This window comes from Paenibacillus sp. JJ1722, from assembly GCF_048282685.1.
GTDB classification, from domain to species: domain Bacteria; phylum Bacillota; class Bacilli; order Paenibacillales; family Paenibacillaceae; genus Paenibacillus; species Paenibacillus polymyxa_B.
Genome location: NZ_CP182500.1, coordinates 3,163,926 through 3,188,380, shown reverse-complemented (window position 1 = coordinate 3,188,380; position 24,455 = coordinate 3,163,926). Strand labels below are relative to the sequence as shown.

General features: G+C 45.8%; 23 protein-coding genes and 1 pseudogene. 16 read left to right on the top strand and 8 right to left on the bottom strand.

The window, feature by feature from the left end; translation table 11 throughout:
- Positions 1–44 precede the first annotated feature (44 nt).
- From ACM1ND_RS13940 to ACM1ND_RS13905, 8 genes are all read left to right on the top strand, one after another.
- Positions 45–848, top strand: coding sequence for an MBL fold metallo-hydrolase (locus ACM1ND_RS13940; protein ID WP_053325550.1), 804 nt, complete (start codon positions 45–47; stop codon positions 846–848).
- Between the two features lie 137 nt (positions 849–985).
- Positions 986–2,005: an aldose 1-epimerase gene (locus tag ACM1ND_RS13935; RefSeq protein ID WP_013310435.1), complete on the top strand. Its 1,020-nt coding sequence runs from the start codon at positions 986–988 to the stop codon at positions 2,003–2,005.
- Between the two features lie 154 nt (positions 2,006–2,159).
- A complete protein-coding gene (locus ACM1ND_RS13930; RefSeq protein ID WP_023988876.1) occupies positions 2,160–2,861 on the top strand; it encodes a FadR/GntR family transcriptional regulator in 702 nt (233 codons plus the stop codon).
- A gap of 102 nt (positions 2,862–2,963) precedes the next feature.
- Positions 2,964–4,508 (top strand): 2-isopropylmalate synthase, encoded by a 1,545-nt coding sequence (locus ACM1ND_RS13925; RefSeq protein ID WP_339200202.1) that lies wholly within the window; start codon positions 2,964–2,966, stop codon positions 4,506–4,508.
- Positions 4,509–4,673: 165 nt separating this feature from the next.
- The gene (gene fumC, locus ACM1ND_RS13920; protein ID WP_418026169.1) at positions 4,674–6,062 is read left to right on the top strand and encodes a class II fumarate hydratase; all 1,389 of its coding nucleotides are present in this window, start codon (positions 4,674–4,676) and stop codon (positions 6,060–6,062) included.
- Between the two features lie 199 nt (positions 6,063–6,261).
- Positions 6,262–7,728: a potassium/proton antiporter gene (locus tag ACM1ND_RS13915; protein ID WP_023988873.1), complete on the top strand. Its 1,467-nt coding sequence runs from the start codon at positions 6,262–6,264 to the stop codon at positions 7,726–7,728.
- A 221-nt stretch (positions 7,729–7,949) separates the two neighbouring features.
- Positions 7,950–9,071 carry a phosphodiester glycosidase family protein gene (locus ACM1ND_RS13910; protein ID WP_076295096.1) on the top strand — a complete coding sequence of 374 codons (1,122 nt, stop codon included), beginning with the start codon at positions 7,950–7,952 and terminating at the stop codon, positions 9,069–9,071.
- A 193-nt stretch (positions 9,072–9,264) separates the two neighbouring features.
- Positions 9,265–9,678, top strand: a complete 414-nt coding sequence (locus ACM1ND_RS13905; protein WP_418026168.1) for a hypothetical protein — start codon at positions 9,265–9,267, stop codon at positions 9,676–9,678.
- Between the two features lie 127 nt (positions 9,679–9,805).
- On the opposite strand, the gene ACM1ND_RS13900 is transcribed toward ACM1ND_RS13905, so the two are convergent.
- Positions 9,806–10,345 carry a helix-turn-helix domain-containing protein gene (locus ACM1ND_RS13900; protein WP_053325544.1) on the bottom strand — a complete coding sequence of 180 codons (540 nt, stop codon included), beginning with the start codon at positions 10,343–10,345 and terminating at the stop codon, positions 9,806–9,808.
- 269 nt (positions 10,346–10,614) lie between these two features.
- Here ACM1ND_RS13900 and ACM1ND_RS13895 point away from each other — a divergent pair, with 269 nt between their 5' ends.
- The gene (locus tag ACM1ND_RS13895) at positions 10,615–11,028 is read left to right on the top strand and encodes a DoxX family protein (RefSeq protein ID WP_028541642.1); all 414 of its coding nucleotides are present in this window, start codon (positions 10,615–10,617) and stop codon (positions 11,026–11,028) included.
- A 49-nt stretch (positions 11,029–11,077) separates the two neighbouring features.
- On the top strand, positions 11,078–11,944 hold the full coding sequence (locus ACM1ND_RS13890) for a VOC family protein (protein WP_028541641.1): 867 nt from the start codon (positions 11,078–11,080) through the stop codon (positions 11,942–11,944).
- Between the two features lie 73 nt (positions 11,945–12,017).
- Here ACM1ND_RS13890 and glsA read toward each other — a convergent pair whose 3' ends face one another.
- Positions 12,018–12,956: a glutaminase A gene (glsA, locus tag ACM1ND_RS13885; RefSeq protein WP_254347403.1), complete on the bottom strand. Its 939-nt coding sequence runs from the start codon at positions 12,954–12,956 to the stop codon at positions 12,018–12,020.
- 135 nt (positions 12,957–13,091) lie between these two features.
- On the opposite strand from glsA, the gene ACM1ND_RS13880 reads away from it, so the two are divergent.
- Positions 13,092–14,150 (top strand): DUF1835 domain-containing protein, encoded by a 1,059-nt coding sequence (locus ACM1ND_RS13880; protein ID WP_254347402.1) that lies wholly within the window; start codon positions 13,092–13,094, stop codon positions 14,148–14,150.
- A gap of 107 nt (positions 14,151–14,257) precedes the next feature.
- On the opposite strand, the gene ACM1ND_RS13875 is transcribed toward ACM1ND_RS13880, so the two are convergent.
- Complete coding sequence (locus tag ACM1ND_RS13875; protein ID WP_254347401.1) at positions 14,258–14,560, bottom strand: hypothetical protein; 303 nt, start codon at positions 14,558–14,560, stop codon at positions 14,258–14,260.
- 292 nt (positions 14,561–14,852) lie between these two features.
- Here ACM1ND_RS13875 and ACM1ND_RS13870 point away from each other — a divergent pair, with 292 nt between their 5' ends.
- The 5 genes from ACM1ND_RS13870 (at position 14,853) to katA (ending at position 19,585) form a co-directional block, all read left to right on the top strand.
- Positions 14,853–15,758, top strand: a complete 906-nt coding sequence (locus tag ACM1ND_RS13870; RefSeq protein ID WP_254347400.1) for an NUDIX hydrolase — start codon at positions 14,853–14,855, stop codon at positions 15,756–15,758.
- Positions 15,759–15,786: 28 nt separating this feature from the next.
- On the top strand, positions 15,787–16,269 hold the full coding sequence (locus tag ACM1ND_RS13865; RefSeq protein WP_254347399.1) for an NADAR family protein: 483 nt from the start codon (positions 15,787–15,789) through the stop codon (positions 16,267–16,269).
- Positions 16,270–16,274: 5 nt separating this feature from the next.
- Entirely contained in the window at positions 16,275–17,174 is a 900-nt protein-coding gene (locus tag ACM1ND_RS13860) for a TIGR02452 family protein (protein WP_254347398.1), read from the top strand.
- Between the two features lie 60 nt (positions 17,175–17,234).
- Entirely contained in the window at positions 17,235–17,837 is a 603-nt protein-coding gene (gene cysC, locus ACM1ND_RS13855; protein ID WP_023988854.1) for an adenylyl-sulfate kinase, read from the top strand.
- A gap of 290 nt (positions 17,838–18,127) precedes the next feature.
- Positions 18,128–19,585 carry a catalase KatA gene (katA, locus tag ACM1ND_RS13850; protein ID WP_418026167.1) on the top strand — a complete coding sequence of 486 codons (1,458 nt, stop codon included), beginning with the start codon at positions 18,128–18,130 and terminating at the stop codon, positions 19,583–19,585.
- Between the two features lie 119 nt (positions 19,586–19,704).
- On the opposite strand, the gene ACM1ND_RS13845 is transcribed toward katA, so the two are convergent.
- The 5 genes and pseudogenes from ACM1ND_RS13845 to nikB form a co-directional block, all read right to left on the bottom strand.
- Positions 19,705–21,015 (bottom strand): MATE family efflux transporter, encoded by a 1,311-nt coding sequence (locus ACM1ND_RS13845; RefSeq protein WP_418026166.1) that lies wholly within the window; start codon positions 21,013–21,015, stop codon positions 19,705–19,707.
- Positions 20,982–21,824, bottom strand: coding sequence for an ABC transporter ATP-binding protein (locus ACM1ND_RS13840; protein WP_068938778.1), 843 nt, complete (start codon positions 21,822–21,824; stop codon positions 20,982–20,984). The genes ACM1ND_RS13845 and ACM1ND_RS13840 overlap by 34 nt, the downstream gene beginning before the upstream one ends.
- Positions 21,817–22,651, bottom strand: a pseudogene (locus ACM1ND_RS13835) (ABC transporter ATP-binding protein). The gene ACM1ND_RS13840 and the pseudogene ACM1ND_RS13835 overlap by 8 nt, the downstream one beginning before the upstream one ends.
- Positions 22,652–22,658: 7 nt before the next feature.
- Positions 22,659–23,513 carry a nickel transporter permease gene (nikC, locus tag ACM1ND_RS13830; protein WP_023988850.1) on the bottom strand — a complete coding sequence of 285 codons (855 nt, stop codon included), beginning with the start codon at positions 23,511–23,513 and terminating at the stop codon, positions 22,659–22,661.
- The gene (nikB, locus tag ACM1ND_RS13825; RefSeq protein WP_418026165.1) at positions 23,510–24,454 is read right to left on the bottom strand and encodes a nickel ABC transporter permease; all 945 of its coding nucleotides are present in this window, start codon (positions 24,452–24,454) and stop codon (positions 23,510–23,512) included. The genes nikC and nikB overlap by 4 nt, the downstream gene beginning before the upstream one ends.
- Between the last annotated feature and the right edge of the window lies 1 nt (position 24,455).

Sequence of the window (24,455 nt, the reverse complement as noted above, 5' to 3'; positions counted from 1 at the left end):
GTCGATATTAACAGGAAATTCCATGTGAATAGGAGGGTGAAGCTTTGGCAAATCATCTGTTCACCGAAGGAATGACGGCAAATGAAGAGGCTGCTCCCGATCTCCTGAGCTTACGGACGCTGTTTGTAAATATGTGTTTTATTGGAGAGCCGGGAAGCCGCTCCTGGGTGCTGGTGGATACGGGGATGACAGGATTTACAGACTCGATTATACGCCTGGCAGAGGAACGGTTCGCTGGCCCTCCGATCGCTATTGTGCTTACACATGGTCATTTTGATCATGTAGGTTCGGTTATTGAGTTGGTACAGCATTGGGGTACACCTGTTTATGCACATCCTTTGGAATTACCTTATTTGACGGGAATGAAGGATTATCAAAAACCTGACCCTAGTGTAGGGGGAGGTTTAATGTCGGGCATTTCCTTCTTATACCCCAATGATGCTATAGATCTCGATGATCGCATCACATCCCTGCCCCAAGATGGCAGTGTCCCCGGTGCCCCTGGTTGGAAGTGGCTGCATACGCCAGGACATACACCTGGTCATGTATCGCTTTTTCATGAGCGAAGAAGGTTAATGGTGGCCGGTGACGCTTTTATTACGGTGAAACAGGAATCGGCACTGGCCGTTATTTTACAGGAAAAAGAAATACATGGACCTCCTGCGTATTTTACAACAGATTGGCAAGCTGCGCAGCGTTCGGTGGAAATGCTGGCCAAGTTAAAGCCTGAGATTGCAGTCACAGGACATGGTCATTACATGCGTGGTGCTGAGCTGACAGATCAGCTGGAGCGACTGGCGGGAGATTTTGAGCACATGGCTGTACCCAAACAGGGACGTTATGTGTAGTGATGTGTGAAGGACGATGCCTTGCGGGGCATCGTTTTTTGTGTGGACGTGGAATTTTTTTGCTCAGCATGGTATAGTCAAGCCAAAAGCTAAACGCTTTCATTAAACATCGTCATTTCATCAAGGAGGATTTTTTGATGACACAACAACATGCTGCAATTGGTGATCTTTATTATGGAATACCGGCGATTCGTCTTAAATTTGGACGATATGAAGCGGTTGCCCTGCCGGGAAACGGCGCAAATCTGATTTCTTTTCGTGACAATGAAACGGGATATTCTTTTCTGCGTGAGCCAGATGCTGAGAGCATAGAGGCTTTTAAGCAAAGCCCGTCCGTTTACGGAATTCCTTTCCTGTTCCCTCCGAATCGGTATGAGGATGGAAAATTCCTGTGGAATGGTGTTACATATGAGCTGCCGATAAATGAAGAGGCGACCCACAACCATCTGCACGGCTTTTTACACACTGTTCGGTGGGAGGTTGAGGACTACGGTTCCGGGGAGCAAGGTAGCTATGTGGTAATGAATCAGCATGTAAGGGAAGGACATCCCATGTTCCGTTATTTACCCTTCACCTTTACCATGAAGTTAACGTACAGCCTGGACGAATTTGGCCTGCATCAGCGTTATGTGATCCATAACGAGGGCGATCAACCGATCCCCAACTTATTTGCCTTTCACACAGCGATTCGCGTTCCGTTCGTACCCGATAGCTCGCCTGAGGATTACAAGATTAAGGTCACAATCGGTGAGCGTCGTGAGCTGACGGAACGGTTGTTGGCCACAGGTCAGTTCCAGCCTTTATCTCCGGAAGAGGAACTGCTGAAGACGACGGGAGTTAGTCCTTATTTTGCTTCTATGGATAATCATTACACGGCAGCTCCGCAAAATGGACGCAACTACATGGAACTGACACACAGTAAGACAGGGGCTACCCTCGTATACGATGTAGGTACAGCTTATAAGCATTGGATGATCTGGAATAACAAAGCGAACAAGGAATTCATCTGTCCTGAACCGCAAATGAACATGATCAATGCACCAAATCGTCCGGACCTACCAGCTGAGGAGATCGGATTGATTGCACTGGCTCCAGGCCATATTTTTGAGGCAACCAGCCGTTTGTATTGTATAACACCTAATAAATCGAAATCCTAGCATTTAATTTATCCTTATAAGCCTGTATCGTGTCCAACGGTGCAGGCTTTATTTGGGTATGTAAAGCACAGGTAAGGGACAATGGGGAAGGAGGACGAAAAAGGTTGCAGAATGCCAAGCAGTCATAGTATGATACGAAACAGGAGATGATCAGATGAATTTTCCTTTTCAAGCCGTCAAACGCAAGCAAATCGCCGATGAAGTAGCTGAACAGCTGCAACGAAAAATTGCTGCTGGTGAATGGAATGTGGGCACAAAGATTCCAACCGAGCCTGAGCTCATGAAGCTATTCGGAGTCGGGCGGTCTACAGTGCGTGAAGCGGTTAGCGTTCTGGTACATGCCGGTCTATTAGAGAAAAAGCAAGGACACGGAACTTTTGTCTGCCAACCGACGACTTCTCAAGAGCCATTGGATTACCGTCTAAGCCGTGCTGAAATTATTGAAGTTTATGAAGTACGGAGTGTATTGGAACTAGAGATTGCCAGATTGGCTGCATTACGTCGTAATGACGAGGATTTACACTTAATGCGTGCGGCGCTGGACCGTCGTGCTGCAACTTTGGCCGCTGGAGATTTGTCTGGGTACTTAGATGCGGATATCACTTTTCACTTGGCTGTTGCCGGAGCTACACGCAACAAGGTGCTTACAGACGTATATGGCAGCTTTGTAGAGGCCATTCGCAAGGCATTGAACAATCTCATTACCGATCCAGCGATGCAAAATCATTTTACTTTGCAGCATGAAAAAATATATGAAGCAATCCGGGATCAGGATGGCAAGGCTGCCGAGCTGTATAGCATTCAACATTTGGACGGCACCAAGCTGGAGCTGCAAAAGCATATGGGAAGTTCATAAATTTTTTTACTCTTAAACATCAGATGATCAGATGAATGATAAAACGAATTTTCAGCCTTCTACTCGAACATCTCCTAAAATCAATCAAAAGGTGGTATCTGTATGCGTAAAATATGGGTGTTGGATACAACGTTAAGAGATGGAGAGCAATCACCAGGAGTTAGCTTAACCAGCACAGAAAAGGTGGAAATTGCTCTTCAGCTGCAAAAGTTAGGCGTAGATCGGATTGAGACTGGCTTTCCAGCAACCTCGCCTGGTGAGATTATCAGCATGCAGGAGATTGCCAAACAGGTTACCCAAGCAACACTGGTTGGTTTTGCACGCTCGAAGGAACAGGATATTGATGCAGTCAGAGAGGCGCTACAAGGAGCTGAGGATGCCTGTCTTCATTTGTTCCTGGCTACCTCACCCATTCACCGCCAACATAAGCTGCGAATGGATAAAGCGAAAGTATTAGAGACCGCTGCTGCTGCCATTCGTTATGGACGCAAGTATTTCAGCAAGGTAGAATTTTCAGCAGAGGACGCCAGTCGTACCGAGCTGGACTTTATTTGTGAGGTCGTGGATATGGCGATTCGTGCTGGTGCGACAGTCGTCAATTTACCGGATACGGTGGGATATGCCTCGCCGGATCAGTTCGGTGAAATGTTTAGAATTGTAAAACAACAAGTGCCCGGTATCGAAAAAATACAACTTAGCACACATTGTCATGATGATCTTGGTATGGCAACAGCTAACACGCTGGCGGCTATCCGTAATGGTGTAGACCAATTTGAAGGTACCATCAATGGCATCGGTGAGCGAGCCGGAAATACACCTATCGAGGAAGTTGCACTGGCCCTTGACACTAGAACCGAGCTCTATGGTGCACAAACGAGTCTGGTTTTGGAGGAGCTGTATGCCACCAGTCGCCTGGTGAGCAAACGTACGGGGATGTCGGTACCGGGAAACAAGGCCATTGTTGGAGCCAATGCGTTTGCGCACGAGTCTGGTATACATCAGGACGGAATGCTTAAAGAGCGTACAACGTATGAGATCGTGTCCCCTGAGCGTATTGGTCTGAAGACAAGTAAACTTGTATTGGGCAAGCACTCGGGTAGACATGCATTTAAAGAAAAACTGGCGGACATGGGGTTTGAAGCTTTGACGGAGGAACAGCTGCAAGAGGCGTTCCGCAAATTCAAGGCCTTGACGGATAAGAAAAAACAGGTGTTGGATGAAGATTTGCTCGTCCTGATGGATGAAAGCCGCAATGCCTCGCCTCAAATGTACACACTGGATTCCATTCAGGTGTCCTATGGCAATCAGTCGGTTCCAGTCGCATCCATTCGGTTGAGTAAACAAGATGGGACAGCAATTGATGAAGTAGCAATGGGTAACGGTTCTGTAGATGCGATTTTCCATGCTATAGACAAGGCCAGTGGTGAAGAGGTGGAGTTGGAGGATTATTCGATCCAATCTGTAACATATGGCAAAGATGCGTTGGGGGAAGTACACGCCATTTTGAGGCAAGGTGAGTACACAGCACTGGGAAGAGGCACAAGTACTGATATTTTGGAAGCTAGCGCCAAAGCTTACATCGATGCGCTGAACAAGCTACTGAGCAGAAAAGAAGTCCATGGCAAAAGAAATATCACCATTAGCTGAACTTAGTGACCCAGGATAGTAGCCGAAATCTCCTTTTGCCTCCTCTGGCCTCATCGTAAAAAAGCGCTTGCAAAATAAATGATAACATTTGAAATTTAATGTATAATAGGCAAGAGAGATCACCATATTTTGTCTGAATTACATAGGCCAAGAGGAGGAAATGAGTTGAACTACCGCATCGAAAAGGATACGTTGGGCGAAATCAAAGTACCGGCAGACCGTCTGTGGGGAGCGCAAACACAGCGCAGTAAGGAAAATTTCCCGATTGGTTCGGAGAAAATGCCATTAGAGGTCATACAGGCGTTCGCGGTGCTTAAAAAGAGCGCGGCGATCAGTAACTATAAGCTGGGTAAGCTATCACAGGAGAAGCAGGATGCCATTATTTATGCAGCAGACGAAATTCTCGCAGGGCGAGTTGATGACCATTTCCCATTGGTTGTATGGCAGACAGGGAGCGGTACGCAGTCCAATATGAATGTGAATGAAGTGATTGCTCATCTGGGAAGCCAATGGTTACAAGAGCAGGGAAAAGATACGAAGCTGCATCCCAATGACGATGTGAACATGTCGCAAAGCTCAAACGATACGTTTCCTACAGCGCTTCATGTAGCGGGTGTCATTGCAGTGGAGGATCGTTTGTTGCCTGCCATCGATAAGCTGAAAGAGACTTTTCAACAGAAGTCAGAGCAATTCAAGGATATTATAAAAATTGGACGAACCCATTTACAAGATGCGACACCGCTTACGCTGGGCCAGGAAATAAGCGGCTGGTATGCCATGCTGGACAAGAGCAAGCGAATTATCATCGACACGGTTCAATACATGAAGGAGCTGGCGATTGGCGGTACAGCGGTGGGGACAGGAATTAATGCTCATCCAGAGTTTGGCTCCCGAACCTCTGCGGAAATTTCCAGTATCACTGGCAAAACGTTCACTTCCGCACCCAATAAATTTCATGCATTGACCAGCCACGATGAAGTGGTGGCCGTACATGGAGCAGTCAAAGCGCTCGCTGCCGATTTGATGAAAATCGCCAATGATGTTCGCTGGCTGGCAAGTGGTCCGCGTAGCGGTTTGGGGGAAATTACGATCCCTGCTAACGAGCCAGGTAGCTCTATCATGCCCGGTAAGGTGAATCCGACCCAGAGCGAAGCACTGACGATGGTCGTTACTCAAGTAATGGGTAATGATGCAGCTATCGGCTTTGCTGCGAGTCAGGGTAATTTTGAACTGAACGTGTTTAAGCCAGTAATCATCTACAATTTTTTGCAGTCTGTTCATCTGCTGGCCGATTCCATGATTGCTTTTAATGACAACTGTGCGATCGGCATTGAGCCTGATCTCGTTAAAATTGAGCACAATTTGAATAATTCGCTGATGCTGGTGACGGCATTGAATCCACATATCGGATATGAAAATGCCGCTAAAATCGCCAAACTTGCACATGCAGAAGGACTGTCTTTAAAAGAAGCGGCACTCCGCAGCGGACTGTTGACTGAAGAACAGTTCGATCAATATGTTGTACCTGCGCATATGATTCATCCTAAAGCCTAAAGCACGACGATTCTCTCTGCTTAAGCCTTATAAAAAATATACAAACCAGCTCATCGAGTGCGATTTAGCACAGACCATGAGCTGGATTTTTTGGTTTTCTTATATATTTTTTTACTTAAGATTAGTATTCTGTGTGATTTGAGGGTATATAGATAGAAGGCGAAAAATTGAACATCCATTTTCAAGATAGGAGAAGCGTATGGAACAGACAACCCTTATAAATTTGATTGTGCTTTTGCTTTCCAGCTTGCTGCTGGTCGGTGTGCTGACTACCAAATTTTCCAGCCGTTTCGGTATGCCTGCGCTTGTTTTGTTTATTGCCGTAGGTATGGTGCTTAGTCAGTTTATTTATTTTGATAATGCCTTTATCACACAGCTGGTGGGCATTCTCGCGCTCATTGTAATCTTGTTTGAAGGCGGGATGCAGACAAAGTTTGCAGACGTTAAGCCAGTTATTCGACCTGCGTTATCATTATCAACGTTAGGGGTCATCATTACGACCGTAGTCATTGGCGTATGCGCCAAGTTTATTTTAGGCGTAAGCTGGATGGAATCCATGCTGTTTGGCGCTATTGTCGGATCGACGGATGCGGCAGCCGTGTTTTCCGTTCTAGGAGGTAAAAACATCAAAAAACGAATTACCTCGACGCTCGAAGCGGAATCCGGCAGTAATGACCCGATGGCTGTATTTCTCACGGTAACATTGATTGAGCTGATACATCACCCTGAGCAATCCATTTGGATACATATCTTGTTGTTTTTATGGGAAATGGGTTTTGGTTTAGTCGTTGGTTTTGTACTTGGACGTATAGGTGTATATGCGATTAATAAAATGAATTTTGATTCATCCGGTTTGTATCCTGTAATGGCGCTGGCATTTGCAGTCTTGACGTATGCGGCGGCATCGTTACTGGAGGCAAGCGGATTGCTGGCGGTTTATGTCATGGCCATTGTCTTGGGAAATTCCGACTTGACCTACAAGCGATCCATTATTCATTTTAACAATGGTTTCGCCTGGATGGTGCAGATTATGATGTTTGTCCTGCTCGGCCTATTGGTCTTTCCTGATCAATTGCTGGGCATTGCGTGGCAAAGCTTGGCGCTCTCCTTCATCCTCATGCTCGTGGCTCGTCCAATAGGCGTGTTCCTAAGCTTGCTTTTTTCCAGGTACTCTGTGCGCGAGAAGACACTGTTATCCTGGGCAGGACTGCGGGGGGCGGTACCTATTGTACTAGCAACCTATCCTTTACTGGATGAGATGGATGTAGGACCCTTGTTTTTTAATGTTGTATTTTTCGTCGTGCTCACCTCTGCGATTATTCAAGGTACCACTATTTCGTGGCTAGCGGTGAAGCTTGGCTTGATGGACCCTAACGAGACGTCATCTCCTTCACTGCTGGAATTAGTTTCTCTGGGAAAAACCACTTCGGAAATCAACCACATTCAGGTACAAAAAGGGATGTCGATAGCGGGCAAAGCGATTCAGGATATACAGCTACCTGAAGATATTTTATTCACAGCCATAATTCGGAACGAGCAAATTATTGCCCCGAGAGGCACGACGGTGATTGAACCTGGCGATACATTGTATGTGCTTAGTCCCAAACTCAAGCGTCAGCAGATGAAAGAACTGTTCATGCTACTCGAACCAGAGGCTGCTCCGTAAAAAGCGTAGGGTACTCTTAATTACAGTCCTTCACATTCATGTGGAGGACTTTTTCCTGTATTTTTTTCAGAGTGGATGAATCTGTTAAAAAATTGACACTATCATTCTACAAAATTAGTTTATGATATTGTCGTTAGATGTCGCTGCCTATCGTTACGGATCATTTGATGGGCAATAGTGATGAATAAAATAGAAGTCACCAATAACAGGAGAGATGATGAATGAAACCGGAAGTCTTGCCACAGCGTGCAGCAGCTCGCAGGCAGAAAAATAGAAAAAAGAAACGAAAAGGAAAATTCGGTCGCTTTATACTGCGACTTTTTATTGTATTCCTGTTAGCAGGAATAGGGGGTGGTGCGTGGTTGTTCCTAACGTCATCTGGCAAGGACATGCGCTATTTGGCTGCGGATACGCTGATCACGACCCAACATCGTCACTGGGCGAAGTACTTTATCGGTGAAGCAGAGGCAAAAAAACGTGTGGCTGAATATTCGGCCCGTTTTGAAGCGATGGGTGAGGAGAAGGACAGACATACAATCAATCTGCCTGATCTGATACCGACCAAAGTACAACAAACGCCGCTGGTTGAGGTGGAAGAGGTATCGGGCCGTAACTATCATGGCTATGTTATGACGGTTCATGATCCCACTAAAATTCGGCTCGGGGTTCCTTCCAAGGTCGGCCGGGGAGAAAGGGTATCTAGTATGGTCGAGCGTTTAGGGGCTGTTGCTGGCGTAAATGGCGGTGGCTTTGCCGATCCCAACTGGAATGGGAATGGTTTTAAACCGATTGGCGTTGTCATTTCCCAGGGCGAGATATACTACAATGATATGGGCAAAAATGCCTCTGTTCAAATCGTAGGTATTGATAAACAGGGAAAAATGATAGCCGGTCACTATTCGTTGTCTGAGTTGTCCAAAATGAATGTGCAAGAAGCGGTTACTTTTCAACCACGCCTAATCGTGAATGGGAAAGGTCTGATTCGCAATGCAAGCGAGGGGTGGGGAATTGCTCCCCGTACCGCAATGGGACAAAGAGCAGACGGGGCCATTATATTCGTGACCATCGACGGTCGTCAGCCTGGGTACAGTATTGGTGCCAACTTGTATGATATGCAAAATATTTTGCTTAAACATGGAGCAGTTATCGGTGCTAATCTGGATGGAGGTTCTTCAACGGTGCTCGTCAAGGATAATACCATTGTGAACAAGCCTTCTTCTGAATACGGAGAGCGGTATTTGCCGACTGCGTTTCTCGTATTTGAGCATCCAGAGACTGTTAGTATCCCGAACATATGGGAAGGTCTGAATCCTGGAGACATTGACGCAGCCAAAAAGAGATAGATTAGGAATGAATAAGTTCATTAAGTGAACGGAGACTGATGACCAGCCAGAGATTCATGGTAAATTAAAAGAAGAAATATACGAGGGAGATCTGGCGACAGCACGCGAAGCGCTAATCCGTTTAGACAGCAGCACTGTCCATCCTTATATAGAAGCACATAATCCTAACACTGAGCTTCTATCCAGTGTCTATATGTTCCCTCAAGGCGAAGCATTACGGTATTTTACAGTGAACGGGGATGTGCTGAGTCTGGTTGAAGTGAAGGACGGTTTTCCGATTGTCACCTATCAAGGGTATGTGGGAGCTCCCTTTGATAAAGAATTTACAATGGAATACGACCCGCTGGGGCGTTTTTTGGAGAATAAAGCCAAAAATCAGTGGGGTACTTATCCGAAAATAAATAAGTTGCTGATCTACGAGTTCACTACAGGATGGGGAGACAGCAGTACCACTTTCTATGGGCGTATTACTACGGATAAAAAAGAAGAACTGCTGGGTACTACGGGTGATCCGATAACTGGACTCCCGGCTAATACCAAACAAATTATGAAAACCTTCAAGTTGCCGTGGGAATCGCGTACCGATGCCCAGCAGGCGATGAAATAAGTTAAGAGCAGCAATAGCAAATGAAAATATAAGAAGCGCGTATCGTTGAAGTAAAGTTGACTTCCCGGTACGCGCTTTTTTTGATGGGATTTGTACTTTTGTTGCTTCGTGCTTGCGTAAATATCTATTAAGCGTCATTATCTGCTTCGAGAAACACGGAGATCAGAATTCGGGCGTTGTTTTCTCCCACATTTTTGACAAAGTGGGGGATGGCTGCTCTCCAGCTAAAGGAATCTCCTGCTTCCAGAGTAGCTGAATCCTCGCCTTGCTCCACGTATACCGTGCCCTCCAAGATAAAATGAATCTCATCCCCCGCATGAGCATGCTCCTCTTCTGTAGATGAGCCTGGCGGCATGTCCACCAGCATCATTTTAACGTTTCCTTGCCCCCCCAAATGATCAACCTGGAGGTTGTTTTTACCATATAACGTTTTACGACGCTCGTCCTTGCGAATCACTTGCATCCGTTCCTCTTCTTTAAGAAGCAGAAAAGCAAGGGGAACCTTAAGCGCATTAGCGATGCTGTCCAATGTTGCGATGGAAGGGGAGGTTTTATTATTTTCTACTTGACTCATAAACCCTTGCGATAGTCCGGTTCGTTCACATATTTGCTGGATGGATAAATTTTTACGTTTACGAGCGGCGCGTATGTTGCATCCTATACCCATAGAGCGTTCCTCCTTTAAGGGAATATAATGTATACTAATTTATTATTTATCATACCAAATAATTTGTTGACAGACTACAGTTTCTTATGATAAATTCACACTACAAAATAATTATTTCTATTACTAATAATTCGAGTTTGATTCACACTAATGTGGTGCGGCAGAGATTCAGACAGTATTATTTTTTTAACCAAATTATTAGTAATATAAATTAATTATTCATATGCACTTGTATGAGTGTAATAAACAAACAGAATGGAGAGATAAACATGAGTTCAGCAAGCAAAAACATTTCTACAATTATGCGGATGGCGCTGGGAATTTTGTTTTTGGCACACGGAATTGCTAAATTCCAAATGGGGTTGGGTAATGTAGCAGGCTGGTTTTCCAGCATTGGCGTTCCAGGATTTTTAGGTTATGTCGTTGCGGTGATTGAGTTGGTCGGTGGGATTGCATTGATTCTTGGATTGCTCACTCGCTATGTATCTGGGCTTTTGGTTATTGTTTTGATCGGCGCCATTTTTACAGCAAAATTGTCCGGCGGGTTGATGGGGAATGGTCAAGGCGCTGGCTATGAGCTGGATATTGCTTTTATTCTGGTAGCTCTTCATCTGGTATTTGCTCCAACGACTCGATTGTCTCTGGATTCTTTGTTCAGCCGTCGTGAGTCAACCAAACAATAATTTTTGATTAGCTTTAGTCCTCCAATCCATATAGAAAGAGGGAAATCTCATGACAGCACATATTCATGACAACACCAAAATCGGGCAGGTTTCATTAAAGGTTAGTAACTTGGAGCGTTCTATTCAATTTTATACAGAGGTCGTTGGTTTTCAGTTGCTGCGTCAAACGGCGGATACCGCTGAATTGACTGTCGATGGGAAGCATGCGCTACTGATCCTTAACTATATTGAAAATGCAGTTATTCTGCCGCGTCAATCTGCTGCCGGGTTATATCACTTTGCTATTCTTCTCCCAAACCGTGTAGCTCTGGGCCTGTCTTTACGTAATCTGCTGGCTCATGAGATTGAAATCGGACAGGGAGACCATGATGTAAGTGAAGCTCTATATATCCATGACCCTGATAATAACGGAATCGAAATCTATGCAGATCGTCCCCGTGATCAGTGGAAAAAGGATGCAAATGGATTTTACATGATGGGAACAGATCCCGTGGATGCAGAAGACTTGGTTGCGATTTCCGAAAATCTACCTTGGCAGGGACTACCGCAGGGAACGGTAATCGGGCACGTCCACTTCCATGTGTCTAATTTGCTCAAAGCACAGCAATTTTATTGCGATGTGCTTGGCTTTGACATTACGTGCCGGTATGGCTCTTCAGCCTTGTTCGTTTCCGCAGGTGGTTACCACCACCATATGGGCTTGAATATATGGGCAGGTGAAGGAGCACCACCAGCTCCTGAGCACGCTGCAGGATTGGATTATTTTGAATTGATCGTACCGGATCAGAATGAATTGGATGCCATTGTAGCTCGTTTAGAGGCAGCAGGCTATGGAATGCAAGAACGCGATGGCGCCAAGTATGTAGCTGATCCGTTCCGCATTCAAATTAAACTGATTAACGGTCAAATCTCGTAACATAGAAGACACGCAACAAAAAAGGGTATTCCTATGAGCCGTAAAGGCTGGGAATACCCTTTTTTTCGTATACTTAGAACAAGCTCCAGTCCAAATCCCGAGACATCTTCTCCAGCAAGTGTACACCGGCTGTACTGTTGCCCATACGGTTCAGAGAAGGTCCAACCAGTCCAATGCCATATCGTCCGGGTACCATCGTCATAATACTGCCTGATACGCCGCTTTTGGCAGGTAGTCCGACTTGAATGGCGAATTCCCCTGAAGCGTCATACATGCCGCATGTCGTCATAAATGTTTTGGCGATCTGTACATAGCGGCGGGGAATCAGCGGTATACCTGTCACTGGATCTCGACCATTGTAAGCTAATACAAGTCCCATACGAGCTAAATCAGTACAGTTCAATTTGACAGCACAATGTCTGAAATAAACTTCAAGCACATCCTCCACATGACCTCTTAAAATTCCTTTTTCCATTAGAAAATAAGCAAGGGAACGGTTCAAATGGCCTGTAGCTGATTCTGAATCGTAGACATCCTGATCATATTCCAATGTGTCATTGTGGGTAAGCAGGCGGAAAAATTGGAGAACACGGGCAAATCTCTCTTCTGGACTGTTCCCGCGAATCAGAGAGGAGACTGCGATTGCTCCGGCGTTAATCAGTGGGTTAAACGGAATGCCCGGCTCAACTAGTTCTAGCTTTAGCATGGAATTAAAACGGTCTCCGGTAGGCTCCATACCCACCTTAGAGAAGACAACGTTTTCTCCATTATCCATCAAGGCCAGAATGAGCGTAAATACCTTTGAGATACTTTGCATCGTAAATTGGATTTCCGTATCCCCGGCTACCACGGTCTCGCCCGCACCGTTCATTACAACAATACCCAGCGCGTCGGCTGGTGCTTTGGACAGCTCGGGAATATATGCTGCTACCTTGCCATGAATATACTCATGACGGCTTTGTTCTACCCATTCCGGCAGTTTGGTCTGTAATCTCTGCCACTCCGATGTCATTTATTTTCCTCCAGTCGAGTAACCAATCTGTGGTATTTTATTGTAGAGTAAGAAGTGATAGCTATACGCCTATTCTAAAGATATTTCTGGTCGAAAGACAAGTTTGAATTGAATTTGATAAGAGGAGGTAGTGATTTGTTGTTATCTCATAATGAACCGAATTTTGATGAAGACTATGATGAGGTTTTTAAGGGTCGAAGACTTAGAGGTTTTGTACGTAGTGTACTGGAGCAGGCTGCAGCCTTATCAGACAAAAATCCTGAATGGGCTAACCCCATATTGAAACAGTGGGCAAATGATGTGGAAACGAGCCGAAATGAGCGTCTGGAGCATGAACGCTCCCGGGAGAGGCATGTGCATCTATTGTTTTCTCAGTCTGCCGCAGGCTCGATGAAGGTAGGACTTTCCGGTGCAGGATTGCGGCTTGAGAGTATCGTTCTGTCTTTTAATGATCAGTTTTCCATAGGACCATTGTGGAGGTTGGAAACATCAGAAGGACAAGAAAACCGTCACAGCTGGTTGGCTGAACGGATGATGCATTATGAGTTTTTCCATTACGCCAATTGGGAGCAGCGTATTGAACAGATGATGGTTACCCTTAGTGAAATTCCGGATGATAAGTCGATCACGATCTGGTGTGGCTCTAATGCTGACGAGCAGGTTGGATTACGCTTTGCATTATATCTCTTGCGCAACAGAGCTACACCTATTCGAGTCATTAATGTCACGGATACCTTGGAGCGGGAACCGGATGATTATTTATATAATGAGAGTCCATTCCCTTTATCCATGGGCGTGGTGCATTCGAAAGAAATCGAACGGTTCATTAAGCGAAGTAAAGATGAACTTTATGTGGTGTGTATGGAAGACCGACGTCGATACGAACGGGAGTGGTTGGAGCTTAGCGAGCAAGATAGTGTCCTGAGATTATGGGACAATGACCGTATTGTTCATGTGCCGGAGGATTATTTGGATAAGGCCATGCTTGATATGATTAGCCAGATACAGTTAGCTGATAATCTGGAATTTGTGAACACCGGAAAAATAATAGGTCAAGCTTTAACGCAGTGGTCGCAGCCAAGAAGCGATACTTTTTTGGAATACCGGATTCAACAGTTGATCGCTTATGGCAAACTTGATTTTCAGGGGATGCCGGGAATGATGAATCGTTATGCTGTGAAAATAAAAGAGTAAAGCGAAAAGAAATCAAATAAAACTGCCGACGAGATCGGCAGTTTAGTTTAAAGATCTTCTGATGATCAGGCTATTCATCGGAAGGTTATTTTGCTATGTAATTAGAATCAATAGTAGCTGCTTGAATTCAATGAACTTATGATGGCAGGCAACAGAGCAACAGCCATAATGATATAGATCACAATTACAATAGCTGCCCAAAGAAGGCCTGCTTTAGCATAGTTAGCTTTGCTCGGATTAGTCGAGCCGCTAAATGCCCACACAAATAGCATAATAAGTCCAACTACCGGTATAGCCATCAGAAGTAAACTGATCATCCACTCCTTGAATGATACAGGAGGCGGGTAAACAGGGGCTGGTCTGGATGGTGCTCCTTGCTGATTGAATTGCGGATTAAACTGGTTAGACAATTAGATCTTCTCCCTACGTGATTAGTATGTTGTGTTTCCTATATTGACCAAAACATCATACATGATATGACAATAAGCAACAAGTGAAATTCAGTAAACAGTCTAATAGTACTATCAAATGATTAAAAATAGGACTATACACCCTATTGACGAAGCAGTTTTTATATATTACTGTATTGATATTAACATTTTGTTTTTATCAATTGATTCAAATTAAAAGTTACATAGAGCATTCGTCACTTTTGAATTAAAAGCGACAAATGACCCATATATGAACAGGTAGGTGACGCAAGTGACAGATGGATCGAAACATAATCACAGTGGCTTGACGGAAGAGGAGTTCTTGGCCCTGTATGATGCGAATGTATATGAGCGCCCATCCGTAACGGTAGATATGCTGCTATTTACGGTAATGGATCAGCTCCAACAAAATTACCGGAAGCTGCCGGAGAAGACCCTCCAGCTTCTTTTGATCCAAAGAGGGGAGCATCCCTATATAGGGCAATGGGCGTTGCCGGGTGGTTTTGTAGGCATAGATGAAAGTCTGGAAGAGGCTGCACGACGCGAGCTTAAAACGGAAACGAATGTGGATCAGATTTATATGGAGCAGCTATATACTTGGGGAGATGTGGCACGTGATCCGCGTATGCGGGTAATTAGCTGCGCTTACATGGCATTGGTGGACCACGATTCCTTGGAGTTAGAGGCGGGGGATGATGCCGCTGATGCCCAATGGTTTGAGCTAGATTACAGCGTAGCTCAGGAGACGCGGACGAATCAGCCGGAAGGTTACACATGGGAACAAGACATTGACATCACATTGAAGCATGGGGACATCCATCTATCAGCCAAAGTAAAAATAACTGAAATTCTTAAGGGAAGAACCATTGAAATCAAGCGAGAGGTGCTGGAGTCACAAGGAATTGCTTTTGATCATGCCAAAATTATTGCGTACGGTATAGAGCGTCTGCGCAGCAAAATAGAATACACAGATATCGCGTTTCACCTGATGCCAGCTCTATTTACACTGAGTGAGCTTCAGCAGGTGTATGAAATTATTCTAGGTAAGGAGCTGTTGGCCGCAGCTTTTCGTCGCAAAATAGCTGATCTCGTGGAAGAAACCAATGAGTATAGAAAGGCGGCTGGACATCGTCCGTCCAAGTTATACCGATTTAAGCCTCGGTCGCGTTTTATGTAGCATAAGGAATATGAAATGAGGAATCTTCATGGAAAAGTTTACATTTTTTTATCGCAGTCATTCGCCATTTTCGCAATGGTATCCTTCTGATTTTGTCGTGGATGGATTGGAGTTTAACTGTGCCGAGCAATATATGATGTTGAAAAAAGCACAGCTTTTTGGGGATGAAGAGGCGGCCTTGAAAATTATGCAAGCCTCTACCCCAAGGGAGCAAAAAGCCCGGGGCCGCAGTGTGCGCGGATTTGACCAATCCTTGTGGGAGGCCAATTGCCGGCAATTTGTATATGACGGTAATTACGCCAAGTTTACACAAAATCCGAATTTGCTCAAGCACCTGCTTAAAACGAAAGGAACCACTCTGGTTGAGGCTAGTCCGACCGACACCATTTGGGGTGTAGGCTTAGCTGAGAGCGATGCTCGTATACGGAACCGCAAGCTATGGCGTGGCACGAACTGGCTAGGAGAAATATTGACGAATTTACGTGAGGATGTATTGCAAAAGGAGGAATAGTCATCATGAAAAATACAATGAATTCCCGGAGCAACCGGGATGCCCGATCGCATATGGCGAAGGAAACACTATCCATTTTGGAACATGGGAATTATACGAATATCAAACTGGTTCAAGTAAATATGACAAAAGAGATAGGAAATGCGGTCACAGGCTCGAAGTTATATACACCTTCTCAGCTGGTAGCTGTAAAACAAGAGGCAGAGCAAAGAATAAAAAGTATATTGGGGCCTTCTTCCCGTATAGACGAACAGACGATCATTGCAAAATTGGAAATTACGGGAGAAAGCACGTTACAGGCGGCATACAGACTCCAGGTAGAGGAGAAGCTGGCCCACGTGGCGTGTTTGAATTTTGCATCAGCCAAAAATCCGGGAGGTGGATTTCTCGGAGGCAGCCAGGCTCAAGAAGAAAGCTTGGCTCGTTCGTCAGCATTGTATCCTTGCATTTCACAAATGGAAGAGATGTATGGACATAATCGGAAGCTGCGGAGCTGTTTTTATTCAGATTATATGATTTATTCGCCTGAAGTTCCGGTATTTCGGGATGATCAGGGGACATTGTTGGAGAAGCCGTATCAAGTCGATTTCCTGACAGCACCTGCTGTAAATGCTGGAGTTGTGCGAGAACGGGAACCAGAGCAGGTGAATCGGATTGGTGAAGTGATGCTGGAGCGGATTCGTTACATTCTTGGAATGGCTAAGCAAAACGGCGTAGAACATCTTGTGCTTGGAGCCTATGGTTGCGGAGTATTCCGCAATAAGCCGGAAGAGGTTGCCCTCTGGTTCAAGCAAGTACTTGTAGATGAAGGATATGGCTTGTTGTTTGACCGGATTGTTTTTGCAGTGTTGGATCATAAAGCAGAGCAGCGTACTTTAAACAGCTTTAAAAATGCTCTATCCTGAAGCTTGAGCTGTGCATAAAAACTGTTTACTATAATATCTCATGAAAAAGGAAGGTGCTGAATGAATCCATCTTCGAATATAACCTGGCATGTGTCCGATGTTGATAAGCAAGCGCGTCAGCTTTTGAATGGACATAAAAGTCCGGTGCTTTGGTTTACGGGGCTGTCTGGTTCGGGGAAATCAACGGTATCCTCCACACTTGAAAAAGCGTTATACGCACAAGGCATACACACGTTTATTTTAGATGGGGATAATGTTCGGCACGGTTTAAATCGGAATCTAGGTTTCCTGCCCGCTGACCGCAAAGAAAATATCCGCCGTATTGCTGAAGTTGCAAAGCTAATGGCACATGCGGGTGTTCTAACGATTTGCGCCACCATTTCCCCTTATCGTGAAGATCGTGAAATGGTAAAGGACATTTTACAGCAGGAAGGTTGCTATGAGATTTATATACAGTGCAGCCTGGAGGAATGTGAGCGACGCGATCCAAAAGGAATGTACAAGAAAGCACGTGCCGGAGAAATTCATCATTTTACGGGGATTGATGCTCCCTATGAAGCACCGCTGGAACCGGATCTAATCGTATCGACTGAAGGTCGGGAGGTAATCCAGTCGGTTCAGGATATCTTGGATTTTCTCGATAGGAAGCTGCTTCTTTTATGATTTTATGATGAATTCTACATGAATATTGTCTGAAAGCCTCCATGCCAAGACTTCGAGAAGTGATCAAAGTAATCATTACAGAACGTGAAAATTGAAGCATACCTATTAGTAAATAAATACAATACTGCATATACGGCAAGCCTTATAGGGCTTGCTTTTTTGTTTATGATTTTAAACTAATTCTAAATCCTAAATTGTAATAATTATAAAAAAGTATTGATTTTTGTTTGTGCACAATTTATAGTGAAAGGCACATAGTCAACCAATTCATTCAAGAGGTGATGTCAATCATGAGTAACCAACCAACGAACCTGACTACAAGCTGGGGCGCTCCTGTTGGAGATAATCAAAATTCGATCACAGCAGGCTCACGGGGTCCCGCACTAATTCAGGATGTGCATCTGCTGGAGAAATTGGCGCATTTTAACCGGGAGCGTGTGCCGGAACGTGTCGTTCATGCAAAAGGTGCAGGGGCGCACGGATATTTTGAAGTCACTAATGATTTGTCTGCATTTACAAAAGCAAGCTTCTTGTCTGAGGTGGGCAAGCGTACACCGATGTTTATTCGCTTTTCGACTGTGGCGGGTGAGCTGGGCTCGTCCGATACTGTACGCGACCCGCGTGGTTTTGCGGTGAAGTTTTATACAGAAGAAGGCAACTATGATCTCGTGGGCAATAATACACCTGTGTTTTTTATTCGGGATGCCATTAAATTTCCTGACTTTATTCATACGCAAAAACGTCATCCCCAAACTCATCTGAAAAACCCGAATGCGGTCTGGGATTTCTGGTCCTTATCTCCTGAATCGCTGCATCAGGTAAGTATCCTTATGTCTGACCGCGGTATTCCAGCTACACTTAGACATATGCATGGTTTCGGTAGTCACACGTTCAAGTGGGTCAACGCCGAAGGACAGGCAGTATGGGTGAAATATCATTTTAAAACGGAGCAAGGTGTGCAAAATCTTGATGTGGATTTGGCTGCGAAAATTGCCGGTGAAAATCCGGATTATCATACAGAAGACTTGTTTAATGCCATCAAAAAAGGTGATTTTCCTGCATGGAAACTTCATGTGCAGATTATGCCGGTAGAAGATGCAGATACGTACCGCTTTGATCCATTTGATGTGACAAAAGTATGGTCTCAAAAGGATTATCCGCTGATTGAGGTTGGGCGCATGGTGCTGAATCGCAATCCTGAGAACTACTTTGCTGAGGTAGAGCAGGCGACATTCTCTCCGGGTTCATTTGTTCCTGGAATTGAAGCATCCCCGGATAAAATGCTGCAAGGACGCCTGTTTGCCTACGGCGACGCACATCGCTACCGTGTAGGTGCAAATCATAATTCGTTGCCGATCAACCGTCCGCATGCAGAAGTACACAACTACCAACGCGATGGTGCATTACGCAGTGACAGCAATGGCGGAGGATCTGTTTATTACGAGCCTAATAGTCTCGGTGGACCCAAAGAATCACCTGCGCACAAAATTGCTCCTTTTGAAGTGTCTGGCGAAGTTCAAAGTGTAGCCTACGATCATCATGATCACTACACACAGCCAGGCGACCTGTACCGCTTGCTCAGTGAAGAAGAGCGTGCACGTCTGGTCCGAAACATCGTAAATGCGATGAAGCCCGTAGAAAGTGATGAAATCAAACTGCGTCAGATCGGTCATTTTTATAAAGCTGATCCTGAATATGGACGTCGTGTAGCCGAAGGTTTGGGCTTGACCGTTCCTCAAGGCGAGTAGAGGTATCTGCAAACTCTAACCTGAAAGCCGTATGAATATATAATAAAAGGATGTCCCAACACCACGTACATGGTGGATGGGACATCCTTTGTTTTGAGAGCGATGTAAATCAGGTGCTGCTATATCCTCTGCAAGCGAGGTAAATAGATTACAAGAAACAGCGACCGTCCTAGGGCAAATACAATAAAGGACAGCCAAAGTCCGTGATTCCCATAATGGGGAACGCACCAGAAGAGAGCGATCAAAAAGCAGAGCAATGAGATCAGCATCGAATTACGGATCGGATACGTTACCGTCATCCCCGTAAACACACCGTAGAATACCAGTCCCAGTCCGGCTGCCAGCGGAAAGACCACAAGCCATCCATTATAAGGGCCTGTAAGGCTAATCACTGTAGCATTATCCGTAAATAGCGAGATAAGCGGCTCTTTCAGTGCGAAATACAATCCTCCCGTCACTACGCTGGTCACCAGTGTCCAGAACCAGGACAAGTGAATAACCCTTTGCAGCATTTTACGTTCCCCAGCACCCCTAGCCTGACCCGTCATAATGCTACTGGCGTTGGCGAACCCATCAAAAAAGTAAGCCATAATATAATGGATCTGCAACAAAATAGCGTTCGCCGCCAACTGATCGGTTCCAAAGCTCGCACTGCGTGCCGTAAACAGATTAAACATTGTCAGCAGACAGGCTGTGCGAATCATGAGATCAAGGTTTGTCGCCATGACATTTTTCAACTCTGAAGCTCCAAACCAACCTCGCCAATTCATCTGTCCGCTTTGCTTCCATTCCCTCCAAATCGATGAGCGGAACACCAGCGCCAGACCCAATACACATGCAAGAATTTCCGCAATCAGAGTAGCGCTTGCCACACCCGTGACATTCCAATGCATCATCTGTGTAAATACAATAGCTAATACCATATTGATTACGTTCATTGAAATTTGCAAAAACAATGTAGCCTTCACACGGGACAATCCCATCAGCCAGCCGAGCAGCACATAGTTCACCAATGTTAGAGGGGCTCCCCAAATACGAATGTTAAAATAAATCGCTGCCTGCGCCGCCACATCCTGCGCCGGATGGATTAGCTGAAGAGAAGCCAGCAGAATTGGCTTTTGCAACACAATGAATACCGCACCAATGAGTAAAGCAATGGCCAGTGGGCGCATGAGAGCAGCTATGCCCTGGTCGTTATTTTGTGCCCCTGCGGCTTGTGCCGTGAAAGCTGATGTGCTGACTCGCAGAAAGCCAAACAACCAATATAAAGTATTAAAAATAAGAGTGCCCACCGCTACACCGCCTAAATACGCGGAATGGCTTAAATGACCGATTACAGCTGTATCCACCGCACCGAGCAGCGGGGTTGTAATCGTCGAAATAATTAAAGGGATAGCTAAAGCAAGATAGGCTCGGTGGGAAGGCAACATGTTGAAAAAACCTCCAGTAATGATTGTGTATAGGGATGGCGATCCGAATGAAATAATGCTTCTTTGGGAAAATGCTCAAGCACACTGCCTTCTTTCATGACCATGATTCGATCACTCATAAAGTGCACAGCCGCCAGATCATGTGAGATAAACAGATAAGCCAGTCCTAGCTCATCCTGCAAATCTTTGAGCAGATTCAAAATGGTGGCTTGTGTGGTCACATCCAGACTTGCTGTTGGCTCGTCCAATACGATAAAATCCGGCTCTGTGCTGATGGCACGTGCGATGGTTACACGCTGCTTTTCCCCACCGCTGAGCTGATGTGGAAACTTGTCCAGATAGCTGGCTGGAAGCTTTACCATCTCAAGCAAATGTTCTGCTGTATCCCGACGTTCTGAGGACTTACCCGCCATAAAGGAAGGAACATAGTACTTAAGCTGGTCCAGTGGCTCCAGCAGGGATTGCAGGATGGTTAGTCTGGGATTCAAAGCCGCGGATGGATGTTGAAATACTGCACCCAGCCTGCTGCGAATCCGTTTTAATTCGCTCCGCTTTAGCCCTCGAATAGACTGTCCATCCAGTCTAAGCTCACCCTGATCAAACGGGTCCAATGTCAAAATACAGCGAGCGAGTGTGCTTTTCCCACTGCCGCTTTCCCCGACGATACCCAGACATTCTCGGGGGGAGATCGACAGAGCAACATCTTGCAGCACCGTTTTACCTCCAGCGTAAGCCTTCGTCAAACCGGAGACGGTCACGACAGCATTAGACGTGTCTTGCTGCTGAGCGTAGGCGGCTTGATTATTCATGTAAAGCGCTCCTTTCCAATGCGTTCTGTTTCAGTGCTGTTGTAAGGCAAACGTGCTGGAGCGCCCGGAGACAGCGGTGGAATAGCCGCCAGTAGACGACGAGTATACGGGTGGGCCGGATGGTTCAGCACCGCTTGCGTTTCACCAGTTTCAACCAGTGAACCTTCGCGCATCACTGCGATTCGATCTGCATACTTGCGTACATGACGCAGGTCATGAGTGATCCACAAGACGGAAATACCCGTCTCCGTCCGGATTTGGTCAATGAGCTGAAGCACCCGATGAGCTGTGAGCGTATCCAGCGCAGTTGTAGGCTCGTCAGCAATAAGCAACTTCGGCTCCAGTAGTAGTGCAGCCGCAATAGCTGCCCGTTGCAATTGACCGCCGCTGAGCTGAAACGGATAGCTGCGGTACACGCGCTCGGCGGGAAGCTGTACGCGCTTCAGCACCTCGATACAGCGTTGCTTACGTGCCTTGCGATCTTGTTTGCCGTGGGCGCGCATCAGCTCGTTCAGTTGGCTGCCCACACGCAGAAAGGGGGTGAAAGCCCCGTGGTAGTCTTGAAAAATGTAAGATATTTCACTACCAAGCAAAGAACGTCTTTGTTTAGCGGATAGATCCAGCAAATTATTGTCCTTCCAAGCAATAATTCCTTCCGCTGTAACAGAAGAGGGGAGAAGGCCGCTGATAGCAAATGCCGTCATGCTTTTGCCACTACCGCTTTCGCCGGCTAGAGCACACCATTCCCCCGGACGAACGGCAAGCTTCAGTTGCTCTACAATCGTTTTTACATTTGTCCGAATCGTTAAGCCTTCAATAGTCAGCATGTACAGCTCACTCCTCTGTCCGGGTTTTAACATCATAACGGTCGCGCAGTTTGTCTCCCAATACGTTCGCCAGTAGCACTGTTAGCACGACAGCTATCCCTGGAACCAGCATCAGGTGGGGAGCCATTTGAAAATACGCTCGTCCTTCATTCAACATCGTACCCCATTCGGGAATTGGCGGCTGTGGACCTAAGCCCAAAAAAGATAGGGAGGCAATCATTAAAATGATTTTGCCGATATCCAGCGTAGCCAGCACAAGAACATTCCCAATTGCATGGGGGAGAATATGCCGCATGACAATCCGCAGGGAGGAGGTACCCGCCAGTATGGATAACGAAATGTAATCCTTTTGCTTTTCAGCCAGAACGGTACTACGCACCAGGCGTGCATAACCAACCCATTTTACCGCAGTCACCGCGAAAATAAGATTTACTAAGCCTGGTCCGAGCAAACCGCTCAGTACAATGGCAAAAATATAATCAGGTAATGTCATGAAGGCATCTACCACCCGTTTGAATACACGATCCATCCAGCCACCAATAAATCCTGACAGCAGACCGAGAGGGACCCCGACAACCAGCGAAACGGCCAAAATCAATAAACTGGTTCCGACAGTCGTCCGAAGTCCAGCTATCACTCTCGATAGTACATCTCTGCCCAAATGATCTGTTCCCAGCCAGTGTGTAGCGCTGATCGATTGTAGTCGATTCCCCATCTGGATACGATACGGATCTTGCGGAGCAAGAAACGGAACGACTGTAATTGCTGCAAGAATGAGCAGGATGGAGAGCGACACGATCCATGTATTGGACAATCGCGTTCTAGTGAGCTGCCTGTTTTCCGCATGTACGGATTTTATCATGATAAACGTTTCTCCTTCAAAGCGATTTCAGGATTGACCCAACGGTAGGACAGCTCTACCAAAATATTGATACATACAATGAATGCAGCCATAAATACGGTATAGCCCTGAATAATGGGGTAATCCCTTGCAGCAATGGCATCCACAATCCATTTGCCCAGCCCTGGATAGGCGAATAGCACTTCAATCACGACTGTGCCTCCCAGTAGGCTGCCTATACTCTCACTGAATACCGTAATGAGTGGAACAAGACTGTGACGGAGCATATGTCTGAAAAAAATGCGGATGGGGCTGATTCCACGCGCTTGCGCCGCTTTGATAAAGTCTTGCCCCGAGCTTTCAATCAGACTTGCGCGGATCATTCGTACATAAACGGCCGCCATTGCCAATCCCAAGGTAAGAGAAGGGAGTACCAAATGAAAAGCGGTTCCTTCACCCATAGACGGCAAAATACGTAATTTAACTGCAAACCATTCGATAAACAAAAGCCCCAGCCAAAAGCTGGGAATCGAGGAGCCGATTAAGGCAAACACACGACTGGCTCTGTCAATCCAGCGGGTACGGTAGAGCGCCGCCATCGTTCCCAACGGGAGAGCTATCAGCAGCATAATGAACAGAGACCCTCCGGTAAGCAGCAGTGTATAAGGCAGTTTTTCCATAAACTCTGTGAATACTGGACGATGGGTTAAATAAGATTGTCCAAAATCAAACTGAAGCAACTGAACCAACCACTTACCATATTGCACAGGTAATGGTTGATCCAGCCCCAGTTGGCTGCGCATATTCATAATTTGCTGATTGGACACAGCTACATCGTCGACTCGGAGAATGCTCCGGACGGGATCGCCCGGAACAAGCTTAAGCAGACAGAAGCTCACAAAGGAAAGAATAAGAAAGAACAAGACCAGTTCAAGAAACTTTTTTGCGATGGATTTAAACATG

What these genes read in the sequence shown, in the direction of transcription:
- ACM1ND_RS13865 (WP_254347399.1), top strand. Translation starts at nt 15,787, where the DNA reads ATGGAAAAGTTTACATTTTTTTATCGCAGTCATTCGCCATTTTCGCAA.
- ACM1ND_RS13890 (WP_028541641.1), top strand. Translation starts at nt 11,078, where the DNA reads ATGACAGCACATATTCATGACAACACCAAAATCGGGCAGGTTTCATTA.
- cysC (WP_023988854.1), top strand. Translation starts at nt 17,235, where the DNA reads ATGAATCCATCTTCGAATATAACCTGGCATGTGTCCGATGTTGATAAG.
- ACM1ND_RS13910 (WP_076295096.1), top strand. Translation starts at nt 7,950, where the DNA reads ATGAAACCGGAAGTCTTGCCACAGCGTGCAGCAGCTCGCAGGCAGAAA.
- ACM1ND_RS13925 (WP_339200202.1), top strand. Translation starts at nt 2,964, where the DNA reads ATGCGTAAAATATGGGTGTTGGATACAACGTTAAGAGATGGAGAGCAA.
- katA (WP_418026167.1), top strand. Translation starts at nt 18,128, where the DNA reads ATGAGTAACCAACCAACGAACCTGACTACAAGCTGGGGCGCTCCTGTT.
- ACM1ND_RS13915 (WP_023988873.1), top strand. Translation starts at nt 6,262, where the DNA reads ATGGAACAGACAACCCTTATAAATTTGATTGTGCTTTTGCTTTCCAGC.
- ACM1ND_RS13930 (WP_023988876.1), top strand. Translation starts at nt 2,160, where the DNA reads ATGAATTTTCCTTTTCAAGCCGTCAAACGCAAGCAAATCGCCGATGAA.
- ACM1ND_RS13860 (WP_254347398.1), top strand. Translation starts at nt 16,275, where the DNA reads ATGAAAAATACAATGAATTCCCGGAGCAACCGGGATGCCCGATCGCAT.
- glsA (WP_254347403.1), bottom strand. Translation starts at nt 12,956, where the DNA reads ATGACATCGGAGTGGCAGAGATTACAGACCAAACTGCCGGAATGGGTA.
- ACM1ND_RS13895 (WP_028541642.1), top strand. Translation starts at nt 10,615, where the DNA reads ATGAGTTCAGCAAGCAAAAACATTTCTACAATTATGCGGATGGCGCTG.
- nikB (WP_418026165.1), bottom strand. Translation starts at nt 24,454, where the DNA reads ATGTTTAAATCCATCGCAAAAAAGTTTCTTGAACTGGTCTTGTTCTTT.
- nikC (WP_023988850.1), bottom strand. Translation starts at nt 23,513, where the DNA reads ATGATAAAATCCGTACATGCGGAAAACAGGCAGCTCACTAGAACGCGA.
- ACM1ND_RS13905 (WP_418026168.1), top strand. Translation starts at nt 9,265, where the DNA reads ATGTTCCCTCAAGGCGAAGCATTACGGTATTTTACAGTGAACGGGGAT.
- ACM1ND_RS13845 (WP_418026166.1), bottom strand. Translation starts at nt 21,015, where the DNA reads ATGTTGCCTTCCCACCGAGCCTATCTTGCTTTAGCTATCCCTTTAATT.
- ACM1ND_RS13840 (WP_068938778.1), bottom strand. Translation starts at nt 21,824, where the DNA reads ATGAATAATCAAGCCGCCTACGCTCAGCAGCAAGACACGTCTAATGCT.
- ACM1ND_RS13935 (WP_013310435.1), top strand. Translation starts at nt 986, where the DNA reads ATGACACAACAACATGCTGCAATTGGTGATCTTTATTATGGAATACCG.
- ACM1ND_RS13900 (WP_053325544.1), bottom strand. Translation starts at nt 10,345, where the DNA reads ATGGGTATAGGATGCAACATACGCGCCGCTCGTAAACGTAAAAATTTA.